The following is a 13740-nucleotide window of genomic DNA, read 5'->3' on the forward strand; positions in this document are numbered from 1 at the left end:
TTTTCTTGAATTAATTCGATCTTGTAGCCGTCGGGATCCGTCACAAAAGCAATCACGGTGCTGCCGCCTTTGACGGGGCCTGCTTCGCGGGTCACATTGCCGCCGGCTGCCTTGATCTTCTCGCAGGCTGCATAGGCATCTGGCACACCCAGAGCAATATGGCCATAAGCTGTGCCCATGTCATAGCTCTCGGTGCCCCAGTTATAGGTCAACTCGATTTCCGCTTGATCCGGGTTGCCACCTTCGAATCCGAGAAAGGCCAACGAGTACTTGTACTCGGGGTTCTCGGACGTGCGCAGCAGTTGCATGCCGATGACGTTGGTGTAGAAATCAATAGAGCGCTGGAGATTGCCAACGCGCAGCATCGTGTGGAGGAATCGCATAGGCACTATTTTGCCAGCAGGTTCTGAGTTGCCGTTAGTAATACTAATTTTGTTCCTGCTAGATGAAGCCGTTTCATAGGCGTAAGTGATAAGGCAAGAACAAAAACTGCTCCTTAGTAGGACAGCGTGACGAACAATGATCTCACAGGCTGGAAGGGGGGAGACCCTCATGAAAAAATTATCCAACACATCCAACACGGAGGTTGGCAGTTTTTCAAAAGATTTTGCTGGAAGCAGACCTTGCTGCTGTGGTCTTTTCCATAGATCGCCAATTGCGATCTAGAGTCCTGCCACGCAAAAAGCAGGGGTGATCCAGCTGAGCAGTAGTTCTGCATACGGATGCCTAATGCCGTCGCTTGTCTATTTATTGACGGGTGCGAAATCGGCTGCGGTATTCAGCAGGCGTGGTGTTCAGCTGCCTGCGGAACGCGCGAGTCAGCGTATCGGTGGTGCTCAGGCCGCAGGTGATGGCGATGCGTACCAAAGACTCATCAGATGTCTCAAGGCGGTTGCGCGCCATCTCCACGCGCACGGACTCTATATACGCGGCAGGCGTGGTACACAGCTCGGTCTTGAACAGCCGGGCCAATTGTCGCTCGCTGACGTGGATTCGTTCGGCCAAGAGCGCTACTTCGCAAAGGCCGCCGATAGCGGCCTGTCAAGCAGAAGTCGAATGACTGCTGTCGTGGAGCTCACTGAACGCCACGAACTGACATCCACGGCTGCATGTTCGGTACGTCCTGATGCCGGCGGCTTATCTCTGACTCAAAGCCTTCCTCTACGCAGTTTTTCCAGCTCAGCTCTTTCCTTGGCTAGCTTGGCCTCACGATCTGCGATCTTGCCAGCTTTGCCTGTTTCTCGCGCATCGTCGAGATCACGTTGCCGCTTCTCCACCTTTCTCTCTTGCTCGGCAATTTGTGCTGCATATTCCTGCTCGAGTTTGGCGTCACTGCAATGGGCATGGTTTTCGCGCAGCGCCTTCTCCAGGCCACGTGCACGGCTCATCTGGCCCTTGGCCTTGGCATACTCGATGTCGCGTGAGATTTCCGCTCGCTTGCTTTCGCAGGTTGCATGCACGGATTGCGCCAGTACAGCTTGAGCGGCCAAAGCGGAAACAGCGATTGCAATCAAAGTGACAGAAGTGCGCATAGGGCTTCATTTCGATAAGTTGGGCTGCCCATGATGCCTCAAGGCATACAGACTTATACGAGCATGCACACAAATAGCTCCTGCGCGGTCTCTGGAGATAGGAAACGGCAGCACTGGGTCGGAATGATGGTCAATTAAGACCAGCGCCTGCACCTATTCGGTGTCTTCTATTCGGAGAGGTTATTGAGATGCAAAGCCTTGCAGACACTCACCGCAGACCAGTTTCAGGCCAGGCTTCCCCCATACGGAGATCGTATCCTTGCAGCCGCTGCAGCTGTATTTCACCCGGTTTGATTTGTTCGTGGGAGCGATAGGCACACTCGTTTCTCCTGCAGCAGCGGCAATAGCTTGACCAGTGGGCTTCACAACCTCCGCTAAGGCTGGGATGCTGGCCATCGGCGGTTTGGTGCCCTCAATTCCTTGAATATGGTTGGCCATGCTCGCTTGGCCAGCGATCAAATGATCTGCAGAGGGGAAGCGGTCGTACCAGCTGAGCGTGAAATTTGCGGTCAGCAGCTCCTGGCATGCAGCCAGAAAGCGTCCTCCCTGTATGGCGTAGTCCGCCATGCAATCGCCTGTTCGCGCACCACCAGGTTGCCCGGTGGAAGAGGGCATGAGCCCAATGCTCTCCATCTTTCGTGCCCATTCCTCATTGTGATAGCGGCCTCGGCCTGGCTTGCCAAAATGGTGCTGCCACAAGTGCGTCATTTCATGTACTTGGGTCTGGAGTGTTTCGATGATCGGTACGACCGCAAAGTAGGTCGGATTCATCGCAATCTCATCTGTGGTTGAGCCGTCCAACGAGGCAAAGCGAGCTGCAGAGAAGTAGCCGAAAGTACGCTTTTCCCGCTGCAGCGTAATCAAGCAACTCGGGAGCTCCCCCCCAAACAGCCGCTCGTTGAAATGGTCGTACGCCATCTGCAGCTCGTTGTACGTTTCCAGCGTGGGTGCCAGGCGGCGTGAATGCGCGGGGTCAAGCTCAGTCGACTTAAGTTGCATATTTGTATTGTGCAATACAAATCATTATTCACAAACATCCACTTTGGACGGCGGATCGACGTCTCGCCGAGATGGCCACGAAGTTGAACGTGGCCTATCTACCGCCTTTACATTGATAGCCCTTAAAGGCCTGCCTGCCCATCGGATAAGCAGAGGCCATCAGGCACAGCCTTCTGAACTGGCGCGGACAGCACCTAGACCAGCAGTGCTGCACCTCAATCCGCAGCACTGACGAAGCGCCGCCAACATCCAGGTGCAAATCTGCATCAAGGCTTTATGCTGTACGTTTATACAGGCAAAAGCCTTGCATGCCGCAACCCACTCCATCACACACGATCCAGGTGACTATGACCGCTAACTGGTAATGGGAGAGTCTCTGTTATCGATTCAGGGATCAGTAGGCGAATGCGCCGCGATGTTTTTGCACGAATTCTTTCCATCGAACAGGCTCACGGCCGGTAATCTCCGGAAAATTGTCAAACGTGTCTTCGACTCCTGGAATGGCCCGTGCGGCAACGCGTTTAAAGTTGTCATACACACAATTCATGTACGCCATCTCGGCGCCTACTGCCCGCATGTTCTCTAGAAATACCTCCGGGGGAAGTGCTTCGTAGCGGAATGGTTGCCCCAACAACTCGCTCATGATTGCCGCGATTTCGTCGTAGGATTTTGCATCGTAGCCTAGCCGATAGGTCTTTCCTGCGTGCTTGTCCGGGCGTAGCAACGCCTGTGAAGCTACCGCTGCGACGTCTTCGCCGTCGACCCAACTGAAAGGTGCATCGCCGGTGAACTGCTGAATGACTCCGGCGTTCACCGCTTGGGTGCCGTCGTAGCTGAGCAGGTTTTGCATGAAGGCTTCCGGGCGCAAGTGCGTGAAGGAGAAACCTAACCATTCAATGTAGCGTTCCACGAATTGGTGCCAGGCCCAATGACCTACGGTGGTGTCGTCACGTCCGCAAGCCCCGAGATGCACAACGTGTTGCACGCCGGCCTGTTTCGCATTTTCGAGAAATGCCTTGCTCTGGCGCAGCATGTCTACGGTGTAGCCCGTCACGAGAAAGGTGCGGTCGATGCCTTGCAGGGCAGGGGCAAGCATCTCCTCTCTATCAAAATCAAGAACGACCGTGCGAATGCCTTGGGCTTCAAAAGGTTCGGCTTTGGCTGCTGAGCGCACGGCTGCCACCAGCGTGATGGAGTCATCAGCCAGCAGGCAGCGCAGTGTGCTGCTGCCGATTTGGCCAGTGGCGCCGGTTATGAGGATCGTCGGTTTGTGCTGGGTCATGAACTTACCTGTGGGTTGGTTAATGTCTTTGTCACCAGCTTATCGATGAAAACAGGTCAGATTTGCGGTATCTTTTCCTGAATCCATGGAATCAAATTCATCAATAAGGGTTTTTATGCTCTCTTCTGAGCGATTGAAGGGCATCGATGTATTTGTCTGCGTCGCGGATTCAGGCAGTTTCAAGACCGCTGCCGAGCGAATGAATCTGACGGGATCGGCCGTCAGCAAAAGTATTGCCCGGCTGGAGAGCAGGCTTGGGATTCGGTTGTTCAATCGAACAACTCGCAGTTTGAAACTGACGGATGCGGGCTCGGTGTTCTACCGCACTTGCACTGGCGTGCTAGCTAACCTTGAAGAAGCCGAGTTGTCGTTGCACGCCGAAAACACCGAGCCTCGTGGCAGGATTCGCATTGATCTACCAGCGGCTTTCGGTCGCTTGCAGGTGCTTCCGATCATTCTGCGGTTCGCCCAAGATCATGCGTTGCTGCTGCCGCACATTTCGTTTTCTGACCGGTTCATCGACCCAGTCGAGGACGGCGTAGATATCGTCGTGCGCGTCGGCGGCTCTGACGTTTGGCCGCCTGCACTTGGGCATCGCTACCTGGGCTGCGAGCGGCATATCTTTTGTGCATCACCTGCATATTTGAGCAAGCACGGCACGCCTGTGAATGATCGCGACTTGGAGCATCACCAATGCATCGCTTACGGCAGGGCGGATGGAACGGTCAGTCCGTGGCGTTTTTCGGGAAGTCGGCCCGGCGAGGCGGAGCGCAGGGTCATGTCCGCTCGATTTGTGGTGGGTGACGGTGAGGGCCAGGTGACGGCGGTATTGGCGGGATGTGGTATCGCGCAACTGCCCACATGGTTAATCAAACATCAGCTTGAGGACGGGACGTTAGTGGAGGTACTTCCCCATCTGGCTACCGATGGTTTGACGATTAATCTAGTCTGGATCAAAAGTCGCCAGGTACTACCCAAGGTCAGTGCTTTGCTGGACGCACTTGCCGCTGGTCTTGCAGACGTTTCCCCGCAGGGGGCGTGAGCCCATTGTGCTGGGGATGCTAAGTGCACTGCTGATGCCCTTTCACAGCCAGGGCACGCCGATGAATGCATCTGTGATGGGAGTCTGCTGGGCGCGTTCCCTTGTCCGCTCGTAGGTCTTGTGCACGACTGCATTGATGGAGGGATTGGTAGCTTCAATACGCTGAAATCGGGCCTTCGCTCCGTGTCCTAAGAGACAAACCGGCGAAGCCGCTGCAGCGTCTGGATAAACTCCGGCGATAGGAGGGAACCATGACGTAACAATTCGCAAAAGACGAACGAACCCCAGTCCTTGACGTTTTCAGGCTGGCCCTGGGCGTTTTCATTGGCGTGCTGGCTGCACTGATCGCCCACGACGCTATCCGCGTGAAGATAGCTTTCGACGGGATAAAGCATTTTTCAGAGCAGATGGACAAAAAGATGGCAAAGCCAAAGCAGCCTGCCGATAAGGAGAGCCGCTAGCGTTATCCAACGCTGTAGATCGGTGCATTGGCGGCGTGGCCTTCGGTCTGGGCTAGCTCGGTCTCTAGCAGTTCGATTTGCTCCATGAGGCGCTTGTTTTGACGTTTCAGGCTTTCAGCCAGTGCTGCGTGTGCTGCGGCGTGATTGAAGGCCACGGCGTCTGCGGTCATGCGGCCCCAGGTGGACTCCCAAAAAAGGGCAAGCATCACGGAGCGTGGCGCTTGCCCTCGGGCACGGTACTTGCGGAGCGTTGAGGCGCTGATTCCAAGGTGGCGGGCTATCTGGTCGATATCGCCATGGATGTCGTTTAGCAGCGTGTGGAGATGGGGGAGATTGGCTTGAGATGGTGCACGGAACATCACATGACGTTCGAGCGATCGTTATACAAACTGGAGCGATCTACGTTTAAGCAGCTTGGCCCTGAGTCTGACGGCCAAGCTATTTAACATAATATACATCGTGTCTAGTAGACAAGCTCTAAAAATAGGAGCGCTAGAGCTCCAGTTTTTAAGGCTTTCAGTAGACCCATGGGACTACGTTTTTACCTCTTCCTCTTAACCAATTCCGCGAGAGTTACAAATAGCTCCCGTTGACGCACGGTTCGGACTCTAAGGACTTCGCTGCCAACTGTCAAACATTTTTGTTTGACCCGTCATCTTTTTCCGGCATCGGCGCTGCGTCCGCTGCTACAAAGTCGCAAGCACTGGACACGTTTCGAGCCCCCGCAGGAGCCGCACGGCATCCAGTCTGAATCCACCATTGAATCGTTCACATTGTCGACGTCTCCACATCCAACTGGACACGTATGTGGATCAAACCCGTGGCTGCAAGAACCATCGTCACGCAGCATCTGCACGGTCTTCGATCGTTGAGCAGGCGTTGTGTAGCCGTGTTGAACAGCGATCTCGATGGCGCGATCGAGCTGCAGCTCGGGCACCTGCAGCAGCGCCAGGTCGATGCTGGCCCCCACGCGTAGCTCGTAGGTCTCGTACACCTGGCCACAGCCTCGATTGGCTGCGTCCGACAAGGCTGCGCACTTCGCTGCCCAGTCGTTTTCCGAGAACACTTCCGCCACGCGAGCTGGTGCCTCGTCGAGCGCTACGACACTTGGAGACGTAGTAGTAGTTCTTTGTATAGAAGACCCTTGTATATAGAGTGCAGGAAACGGCAAATCAAGTTTGCAGGTTTCGGCAGACGTTTTTGGCTCCAGTTTGCAGGTTTCGGCAATCGGCTTTGAGGCTTGCTTGATGACTTGGCCAAGCCAGTGGCCATCAACGTAATCGAGTAGCCCTTCCAGGACAGCCTGCCGCTCGTCATCGGTCATGGGGCGACCTGGGCATTGCGTGGGCAAAGCCCTTCCCGACCCGCCGCAGTTCCGGCACTGCGTACCGTCGTGACCGATGCTGTGGAGTGAAAAAATAGCGGGCCGTGGCGCTGGCTGGTCGGAGTCCATCATGGTGCGGTCCATGTGCTCGAGCTCAGCTATGACGGCTGGGCAGACTGGCATCAATCCATTGCCTGGTGGCCAGTGCTGCAGCCACATGACCTGATCCGGGTATCGAAGGCCGAGCTTCGTGTGGCGCCAGGTCAAACTTCCTTCGGCAAAGGCACTGAGCACGTTCCATCGGTGCCGCAGCCGAAACCAGAAGCTACGTGATTTCCATAGCAGCAAACGCTTGTCTGGCGAGAGGTTGAAGCTGTCTTCATCGTCTAGTTCATGGTTTTGTGTGCTCATCGCCTTAGCTCCGCCAACGATCCATGCCGTGGTTAATAGCTCTGCTCATAGCGTCGCGTGTGTATTGAGACACTGGGGCGGTATGGAGATTGAAAAGGTTGCTTGCTATCCGTGAAGCGATGTCCTTGCCATATTCCTGCTCAAGTTGCTCCACAAAAGTCGTGGCGTCGGGGCCTACATACAGTAAGACGGCCTCGCGTAAGCGTAGTTGGCCAACCATGTTGTGGATCGAGCCCTCACGCGCTTCGTGAAGCTCGGTTTGCAGACGGGAGACTGTGCGTTCAAGCACCTCGATCTTCTGGACCAAGACGGTCTCTGTTGTGGATTCCATGCCGCTTTCCTTGCTCAGTGTGCTGCATCAACCGCTGCCTGAATCTTTTTCATAGGCGTGCCATCAGCGTTACATGCAAAGACCTCGTTGTTCTCAGAAATAGTAGGGACTGACACGTCCCGACCTTGGTATGTGAGCGGCGTCCGCTCTGTCTCCCATGCTGTATATGAGCAAAGCTCAGACTTCGGATTCCGAATCAGCAACATACCCGCTATGATGTAGCGAGCCTTCTTCACTGCGCAATCGCCGGGTTCGGGGTCTTCGTTGTTGGCTGGCATCGTGCATCCTACGAGCCCTTGAATAGATGAGGTGTAGTCGTCGTACTGCCGCGTGTCTTTCAGAACAATAGTGTTCTCGGCCGCGTGTGCCGACGCCAAGGCAACGGTAGCCAACGTGAGTGCGATCATTTTTTTCATCATGTTTTCCTTTGCGCAGTTTTTGAGGAGGACAAAGCTAGGTATTCCCTATGTATGAGTGAGCTCTAGACCATCTTCAGTGCTGGATTGCTGGGAGGGATGGGCTGGACCCACCGGCCTGGGCTGGTGAGGACAACACAGGCCAGATGGGCCACTACCGAGCCGCGGCTGTGGATCTCATAGCGGACGATGTTTGTGCGGTTTGGGGCTGGCAGGTGCCAGCCACACTTGATGACCTCCCGCTGGGTCTTGGTGCTCAGCTCGTCGACGGTGAGATCCTCGTGGCCGTCCTCACGGTCGCCATGGCGTGCGTACTCCTTGAAGATCTTGGGCGATACCAGGGCCATGCCCTCCTCCACGAAGTGAATCGCCGCGCCGGTCTCATTGAACTTGAGCTCGCGATTGACCAGACCCATCTGCACCCACTGCATGAAAGCCAATGCCAAGGGGCTTGGCTCGGGTGGCGGCTTGTCGGGGTTTGCGTCGATATCGGGCAGCGGCTGAAGCAGAAGAACCGGCCCCGGTGTGGCTGCTGCCGCCGGCGGCGGACTTGCAGTGACGGTACGTCCCTTGAGTACGGGCAGGTCATCGAGCTCGTCCAGATCAGCGGCCATGCGCTTGAACTCGGCACTCACGCTTTGAGAGCGCGGCACTCGGTCATGGCGTAGCACGGGGGCGGGATTCTTAGGTGCGCTTGGCGCTGGCGGCGGCGCAGCTGCTGCAGGTTTGACAGAAGGCGGCCTTGCGGCCGCAGTTGCGGCAGCTTGGGGCGGCTGGTGCACGGTGGCGGGCTGTTGAGGCGCAGCTGCTGGTGGAGGCACCGCTGCGGCATCTTGGAATGGTTGCTCCAAGGGCGTAGTGCCCTTCTCTGCCGGCTGTGGGTTCTTGGCCGGCTTGTTCTTTTTGCCAGGCTTGTCCGATGCTGTTGCAGATTCGGATGGATCGAGGAAGTAGCTGCCCTCGCTGTCACCCAGCAAATAAGCGGCTTCGCCGTTGTCGAGGCTGTCGTAGTCGAGCTTCAATGGGGTGGGCACGCCGGATCTCGATGCTGCCCCAGCTTCAAACTCGTCGTAGGCTGTATCAGCTTGGGTCTGCTGCACTGGCGCCGTAGGCGCCCTAACTGCCATGACTGCCGCAGTTTGGGATGGAGTTTCTGGTGCAGTGGTCTTGGCTGCTGCCGCAGTGGTTGCCGCAGGCCTGGGCTTTGCCGCAGCAGTTGGCGGCTTGGTGAAAGTGGGCTCCCGCATGATGGCGGCATGCTTTTTAGCTTCTGCGGCATCCTGGGGGCGTTGCTTCGCAGGCTTTGGCGCAGCTTGGGTTGGCTGGGCTGGGGATGCCGCAGCTTGGGGCGCATTGGCATCGATTGCTGCCGCAGATTCCGATGCACTGAGAGTTGCAGCAGCTTGATGTTCATCCTGCCCTGCTCCATCCTTGCGGCGGTCGCGGATCTCCAGCCGGCCGCGCATGGGGGCTGGGTACTTGCTCTCGTGGTTGAACAGCTTGGCCAGGGGGAACTTGAGCATGGCAAAGTCATGCATATAGGCGCCCTGCTCTGACCCATCCTCGGCATAACCGTGCACGGTAACATGCCAGACGGCCTGGCCGCTGGCAGGGTTGAGCTCGATCGCGCCATAGTCCTGCCAGGTGTCGAACAGTCGGTCGTTCTTTGCGTTGCCAGGCACGCTTTCATCGGGCTCGTTTGCTTGGATGTGCTCTCGCACGGTATCAGCGAGGCGCTTGGCCACGAACCAGATTGCCCCCTCGAACACCCAACCTGCCGCACCGTTGCGGTTCAAGGGGAGCTGTGTGCCGGCTTGGAGCATGGTCCTCATGGACTGCATCAGCAGCTCGATGAGAGGCACGGCCTTGGCCGTGGCGAAGCGGGCCTTGGAGCCTTTTTGCAAGGCACGTTGCGTTGAAAGCTGGTCGGCGCGCTTGACGATCTTGGCGACGAGACTGTCCTTGTCCTGGCCGGTGAGGTATTGCTCCAGGGCATCCAAGGCGGTGGGCGTGTGCGCCAGGAATCTCAGCGCACTTTCTGGCGCAATGCGGGGCAGCAGCAGTTGGGCCAGCTTGGCATGGGCGCTGTAATCGCGCTGCCCCTTGGGCGCAAAGTCCACCAGGTACTCGGCAGTGCGTTGGCCAGCGATCTGCGACAGGCTTCCGCCTGCAGGTGCCCAACGGATAGGATCGTTCTCGCCGACTTGACGCCATGCGATACGCAGGTCGGTCATGGGCTTGGCGATGTCATGCAGCAAAGCGCAGAAGAACACCACATAGGTCCACTGGTCGCGCTGGGCGTCGACGATCTCAATCTGGCTTCCGCCTGGCAAGAGATGGGCATTGCGCCAGGTCATGGCCGCGAGCAGCATTTCGATGGTGTGCGACAGCAGGCCGCCTGCGTGGGCGTGGTGGTGCGCTTCGGAGGCCGGCATGAGCTGCACGAACTCGGCGTACCGCCGAATCGCTGGCAGCAGGTCCCGTTCCCAAATGGCCTGGGACTGGTGCGACTGGCTCCAGATCTGGGTGATAGCCCGCTCTGCGCGGACCGTGGCCAGCAGTTGCTGGGCGTTGAGCACGCGCAACCATCCGGGCTCACTGCCCGCGATGTGGATCTCGTCTGGCTTGAGTGGCAGATGTTGAGCGCCCGTCGATACTGGCGCGTCGGGCAGCGGCAGCGGGCCTGCAGGCGCAGACTGCACGGGCTTGGCCTTGCTCCAGGGCACCATCGCAAGCAACTTTGAAGCAATACTCTTCACGCGCACTCCTCTTGGAGCAGGATTCGAGCGAAGTGCTGGGCACGCGCTGACTTGCCATCGGTGGGTGTCCAGATAGACAGTTCCTCCCCCGGCTGGCCCAGCGTGAGGAAGTCCATGAAACTCTGCTGCAGCGGGTTCCATTTGATGCGTGAGGCGATGCCGTCGCGGCCCCAGTCGCCGCATGTGTGCACGAACGGCTGCGCCACGACTCGCATGACGAAGCCGTGCCAGTTCTTCTCTTGCTGAGGTTTGGGCACATGCAGCATTTTGGGATGGTCAGCAACCAGCTGCAGCAGGATTGAGCGCACGCAGAAGATTGGGTCAAGCTCCTCCTCCAGATGCTGCTCCAGCCCCTCAAAGCGACCTAACCAACGCATGAGCGGGTTCGTTTTGCTGGCAAGGCCCAGCAGTTGCAAGCTATCTGCGATAGTGAATATCGAACAGCCTCGATCAAGCGGATCTCTGCCTAGAAATGGTGGATCACTGTTGGCTCTCTGCTGGATGTGCTGACTATGTAGGTGCGGTGCGCGGGCGAGGTCGTCCATGGGGCGCAACCGTACCTAGTGCGCCCTCACCTGTCAGCGCGAAACCCTGCGGTGATGACCGGAGGCTTTTCGCTTGAAATCTCTGGTAAAAAATGCTATTTACATTACATATCTAGACGCAATTTTTCACTAAAACCAGATCCTAGCTAACGCATCACATACCATGTTTTTTCTATGGCAAGCAGTCCTGATGGGAATAGATCCCTATCGTTAAATTAAATGCAAAGAACCACCAGCGATGATAATGGACATCGCCAATGGTTCTTGATGTATCAAAACAACGTACTCTTCAATGCTCAATTTACAGGTGTCTTTGGGGTCAACCGAGTTTGAGTATTTCGATCGCAGTATTGCTTCCTTAGTATTTGCATTGACTGAAGAGCACGATCTCTTTCTGTAAGCATGAGGTTACGGTAGTCATCTCCGCTTACAGTTGGAGGGTTCATGTATTCCCAGGTATCAAAGCGACACTTTGCGTCTTCTATAAGAGCATCTGTGGGTGATTGTGCAATTAGGCTGATTACAAGCATCCGCAAAGCGTCGATTTGCGCTTGCAACTCTTCCATTTCTGTCATCCAATCTATCCTTTGTACTTCCAATGCATGATCAAAAGCCTGCATGTGGAACTACGCGAGGCGCAGCTACAGGCTCTTACATCGCAATTTCCACGCCTGTCCGACGTTCAGAGGGGTCAAGCCAACTCTGTCTAATCGATGTTAGCGCACGATTAGCATTAAAGGATGAGAAGAACTCCTTAGTCTTAACAGATTGTTACTTTTTAGAGTCCTTGCGCACGGCATCGCTACTGCCCAACACCACTGCTAATGTGTGCGTTTGTGCGCTGTTGCCGGTGTCAAAGACACCTTGTTAAGGTGGAGGATGAAACCGGAGGTGGTTTATGTGGACGAGACGGCAGTTCAGCCGGGAATTCAAGGTTGAAGCGGTCAAGCTGGTGACCGAGCGAGGCGTTGTAGTGGCGCAAGCTGCGCGCGACCTAGATGTGAACAAGACGCGGCTGAGGGCATGGATGCGACAGTGGTCACGCCAAATGCGTTCTACCCTCTTTGGTGTAAGCCGAGCTCGTCTTGTTTGCCCCAAAAGCGTCATGCAGAATTCGATTCAATCCACCTGTTACACCGAGCCTAGGCCCCCCTCAATCTTTCCCTAGGCATGACTCGAAATGTCATCGGCCCTTTATTAAAGCCCGCAGCAAAAGCTCGCGGGCTTTTTTTTGAGACACGCAGTCACGCTGCATTTAGCTTGGCAACCTCATCAAAGAAAGATGACAACCGCGAAGGGAGGGTGCACCGTTTGAGATTCAACAGATATCACAAGTTGAATCAAAGGTATCCAATCGCTCAATCTGTAAGCGCCTACATACCTGCTTACATCTGCCGGTTACAACAAGACGGACTCACAAAGAAACATCAGCTCGCAGGTTCTGCGGCCAGTCTCTGAGATGTAGGGAGTGTCCTCATGAAGAAAGTTAATCCTGCTGCCAAACACGCAAACCGCGCCTATGTACGCATGCATACATATGTGACGAAACATTTTGACTGGGATCTCTTCACCAAAGACTACCGCGTCGTCCTGAACACAGACCAGGATGGAGGCGTAACGCTCTACATCGTCAAAGTCTTTGACAAGAACGGTCAGTTGGCGGCACTGGGGCCGAAGATCCCTAACCAGATTACTTTCTCTTACCGCCAGGCACCCATCATGTCGGTATGGACTGAGTTCTTCGATGACGGCAAATTCACCTGGCGCAATGTCTCGTGCCGCTAGATGCGACAGCGGACACGCGAGGTGGCAAGTCAAGTTGATTTCTTTCCACCACCGACAAGGTAGACGTTGCCCTCAGCCACGTTGTTGAGAAGCTCGCGATACGCATTCACCAAGTGATCGCGGCCAAGCCTGAATGCGGGGTCCGTTCTATCTGGTCCATCCTGATGCTTGGCATCCAGCTGTGCAGCGCGCAGCTCTCTCGCCACCTGGTGCGCAGTCTCTGGTGGAAGCACCTTGACGACTGCCGTTAAGATCATGGACAACGCAGCGAATGCGCCAGATTCCTCCTGGGTCATGAAGCACCTCCAGTGTGTTGACCCATTTTAGTTTCCAGCCGTGCATGGGGCTTATTTCTTCCCACCATCTCTGAACCATTCCCCAAGCAGACCCGAAAGGTCACCGGCCCTCTATCCAAGCCTGCAGCAACCGCTCGCGGGCTTTTTCTTTACCCACATAGGAGATTCCATGCATTCGACTCCACCCACTGCTCACACTACAAGACTGCTCGCGGCCCAATGGGCTCTCACCGGACTCGGCCTCTTCTGCCTGGTCGGCGCGGCCGTGGTGATCGCACTCACGCCAGAAGCCTGGCCCCTCTAAGCGTTCAGCTTTGATAGCCGCAAGCGATTTATTAAACAGGAGATCCCCATGCTGAAGACGATTCTTGACTCCCTGATGGTCATCGTTGGCACCCTACTTCTCGCAGTCTGGCTGTCCGCGCCTGATGCCCAAGCCGATGAGCCCAAGACCATCACTCAACGCCTGCGCGACGAGTTCGCCTGCCCTGGCATGCATGCAGAGTGGCTGGACGATAAGACTGCACAATGCTTGAAGGAACGCCCGTATTTTGACA

Annotated in this window: 16 protein-coding genes and 2 pseudogenes; 5 read left to right on the forward strand and 13 right to left on the reverse strand. The window is 56.0% G+C overall.

Going from position 1 to position 13740, the window contains the following annotated elements:
* From gloA to P353_RS17740, 5 genes are all read right to left on the reverse strand, one after another.
* Positions 1-383, reverse strand: a 383-nt coding sequence (gloA, locus tag P353_RS17720; RefSeq protein WP_034372473.1) for a lactoylglutathione lyase, incomplete at its 3' end; no start/stop codon positions are given.
* 364 nt (positions 384-747) lie between these two features.
* Positions 748-1005, reverse strand: a complete 258-nt coding sequence (locus P353_RS17725) for a helix-turn-helix domain-containing protein (protein WP_034372386.1) — start codon at positions 1003-1005, stop codon at positions 748-750.
* Between the two features lie 143 nt (positions 1006-1148).
* The gene (locus tag P353_RS17730; RefSeq protein ID WP_034372389.1) at positions 1149-1532 is read right to left on the reverse strand and encodes a DUF1090 domain-containing protein; all 384 of its coding nucleotides are present in this window, start codon (positions 1530-1532) and stop codon (positions 1149-1151) included.
* 180 nt (positions 1533-1712) lie between these two features.
* On the reverse strand, positions 1713-2531 hold the full coding sequence (locus tag P353_RS17735; RefSeq protein ID WP_034372392.1) for a SprT-like domain-containing protein: 819 nt from the start codon (positions 2529-2531) through the stop codon (positions 1713-1715).
* A 394-nt stretch (positions 2532-2925) separates the two neighbouring features.
* Positions 2926-3813 carry an SDR family oxidoreductase gene (locus P353_RS17740; protein WP_034372395.1) on the reverse strand — a complete coding sequence of 296 codons (888 nt, stop codon included), beginning with the start codon at positions 3811-3813 and terminating at the stop codon, positions 2926-2928.
* Positions 3814-3898: 85 nt separating this feature from the next.
* Between P353_RS17740 and P353_RS17745 the strand changes: the two genes are divergently transcribed.
* The gene (locus P353_RS17745; RefSeq protein ID WP_232776656.1) at positions 3899-4855 is read left to right on the forward strand and encodes a LysR family transcriptional regulator; all 957 of its coding nucleotides are present in this window, start codon (positions 3899-3901) and stop codon (positions 4853-4855) included.
* Between the two features lie 463 nt (positions 4856-5318).
* Here the strand turns inward: P353_RS17745 and P353_RS17750 are convergent, their stop codons facing one another.
* The 7 genes from P353_RS17750 to P353_RS29310 form a co-directional block, all read right to left on the reverse strand.
* On the reverse strand, positions 5319-5675 hold the full coding sequence (locus P353_RS17750; protein ID WP_034372401.1) for a helix-turn-helix transcriptional regulator: 357 nt from the start codon (positions 5673-5675) through the stop codon (positions 5319-5321).
* A gap of 293 nt (positions 5676-5968) precedes the next feature.
* Positions 5969-7051 (reverse strand): hypothetical protein, encoded by a 1083-nt coding sequence (locus P353_RS17755; protein WP_034372402.1) that lies wholly within the window; start codon positions 7049-7051, stop codon positions 5969-5971.
* 4 nt (positions 7052-7055) lie between these two features.
* A complete protein-coding gene (locus tag P353_RS17760) occupies positions 7056-7382 on the reverse strand; it encodes a hypothetical protein (protein ID WP_034372404.1) in 327 nt (108 codons plus the stop codon).
* Between the two features lie 14 nt (positions 7383-7396).
* Positions 7397-7798, reverse strand: coding sequence for a hypothetical protein (locus tag P353_RS17765; protein WP_157839630.1), 402 nt, complete (start codon positions 7796-7798; stop codon positions 7397-7399).
* Positions 7799-7863: 65 nt separating this feature from the next.
* Positions 7864-10557, reverse strand: a complete 2694-nt coding sequence (gene mobH, locus P353_RS17770; protein ID WP_034372476.1) for a MobH family relaxase — start codon at positions 10555-10557, stop codon at positions 7864-7866.
* Positions 10554-11102, reverse strand: a complete 549-nt coding sequence (locus tag P353_RS17775) for a hypothetical protein (protein ID WP_034372410.1) — start codon at positions 11100-11102, stop codon at positions 10554-10556. Before P353_RS17775 ends, mobH begins: the two co-directional genes overlap by 4 nt.
* 296 nt (positions 11103-11398) lie before the next feature.
* Positions 11399-11677 carry a hypothetical protein gene (locus P353_RS29310; RefSeq protein ID WP_157839631.1) on the reverse strand — a complete coding sequence of 93 codons (279 nt, stop codon included), beginning with the start codon at positions 11675-11677 and terminating at the stop codon, positions 11399-11401.
* Between the two features lie 323 nt (positions 11678-12000).
* On the opposite strand from P353_RS29310, the pseudogene P353_RS28410 reads away from it, so the two are divergent.
* Positions 12001-12138 (forward strand): annotated as a pseudogene (locus P353_RS28410) (transposase); the annotation flags it as partial.
* Positions 12139-12578: 440 nt separating this feature from the next.
* Positions 12579-12887 carry a hypothetical protein gene (locus P353_RS17780; protein WP_034372413.1) on the forward strand — a complete coding sequence of 103 codons (309 nt, stop codon included), beginning with the start codon at positions 12579-12581 and terminating at the stop codon, positions 12885-12887.
* Positions 12888-12916: 29 nt separating this feature from the next.
* Here the strand turns inward: P353_RS17780 and P353_RS17785 are convergent, their stop codons facing one another.
* The gene (locus P353_RS17785; protein ID WP_034372416.1) at positions 12917-13183 is read right to left on the reverse strand and encodes a hypothetical protein; all 267 of its coding nucleotides are present in this window, start codon (positions 13181-13183) and stop codon (positions 12917-12919) included.
* Positions 13184-13352: 169 nt separating this feature from the next.
* On the opposite strand from P353_RS17785, the gene P353_RS30200 reads away from it, so the two are divergent.
* Positions 13353-13487 carry a hypothetical protein gene (locus tag P353_RS30200; protein WP_269799971.1) on the forward strand — a complete coding sequence of 45 codons (135 nt, stop codon included), beginning with the start codon at positions 13353-13355 and terminating at the stop codon, positions 13485-13487.
* 48 nt (positions 13488-13535) lie between these two features.
* Positions 13536-13730, forward strand: a pseudogene (locus tag P353_RS17790) (hypothetical protein); the annotation flags it as partial.
* Positions 13731-13740: the final 10 nt, after the last annotated feature.

It is taken from the genome of Comamonas testosteroni, assembly GCF_000761245.1.
Lineage (GTDB): Bacteria > Pseudomonadota > Gammaproteobacteria > Burkholderiales > Burkholderiaceae_C > Comamonas > Comamonas testosteroni_C.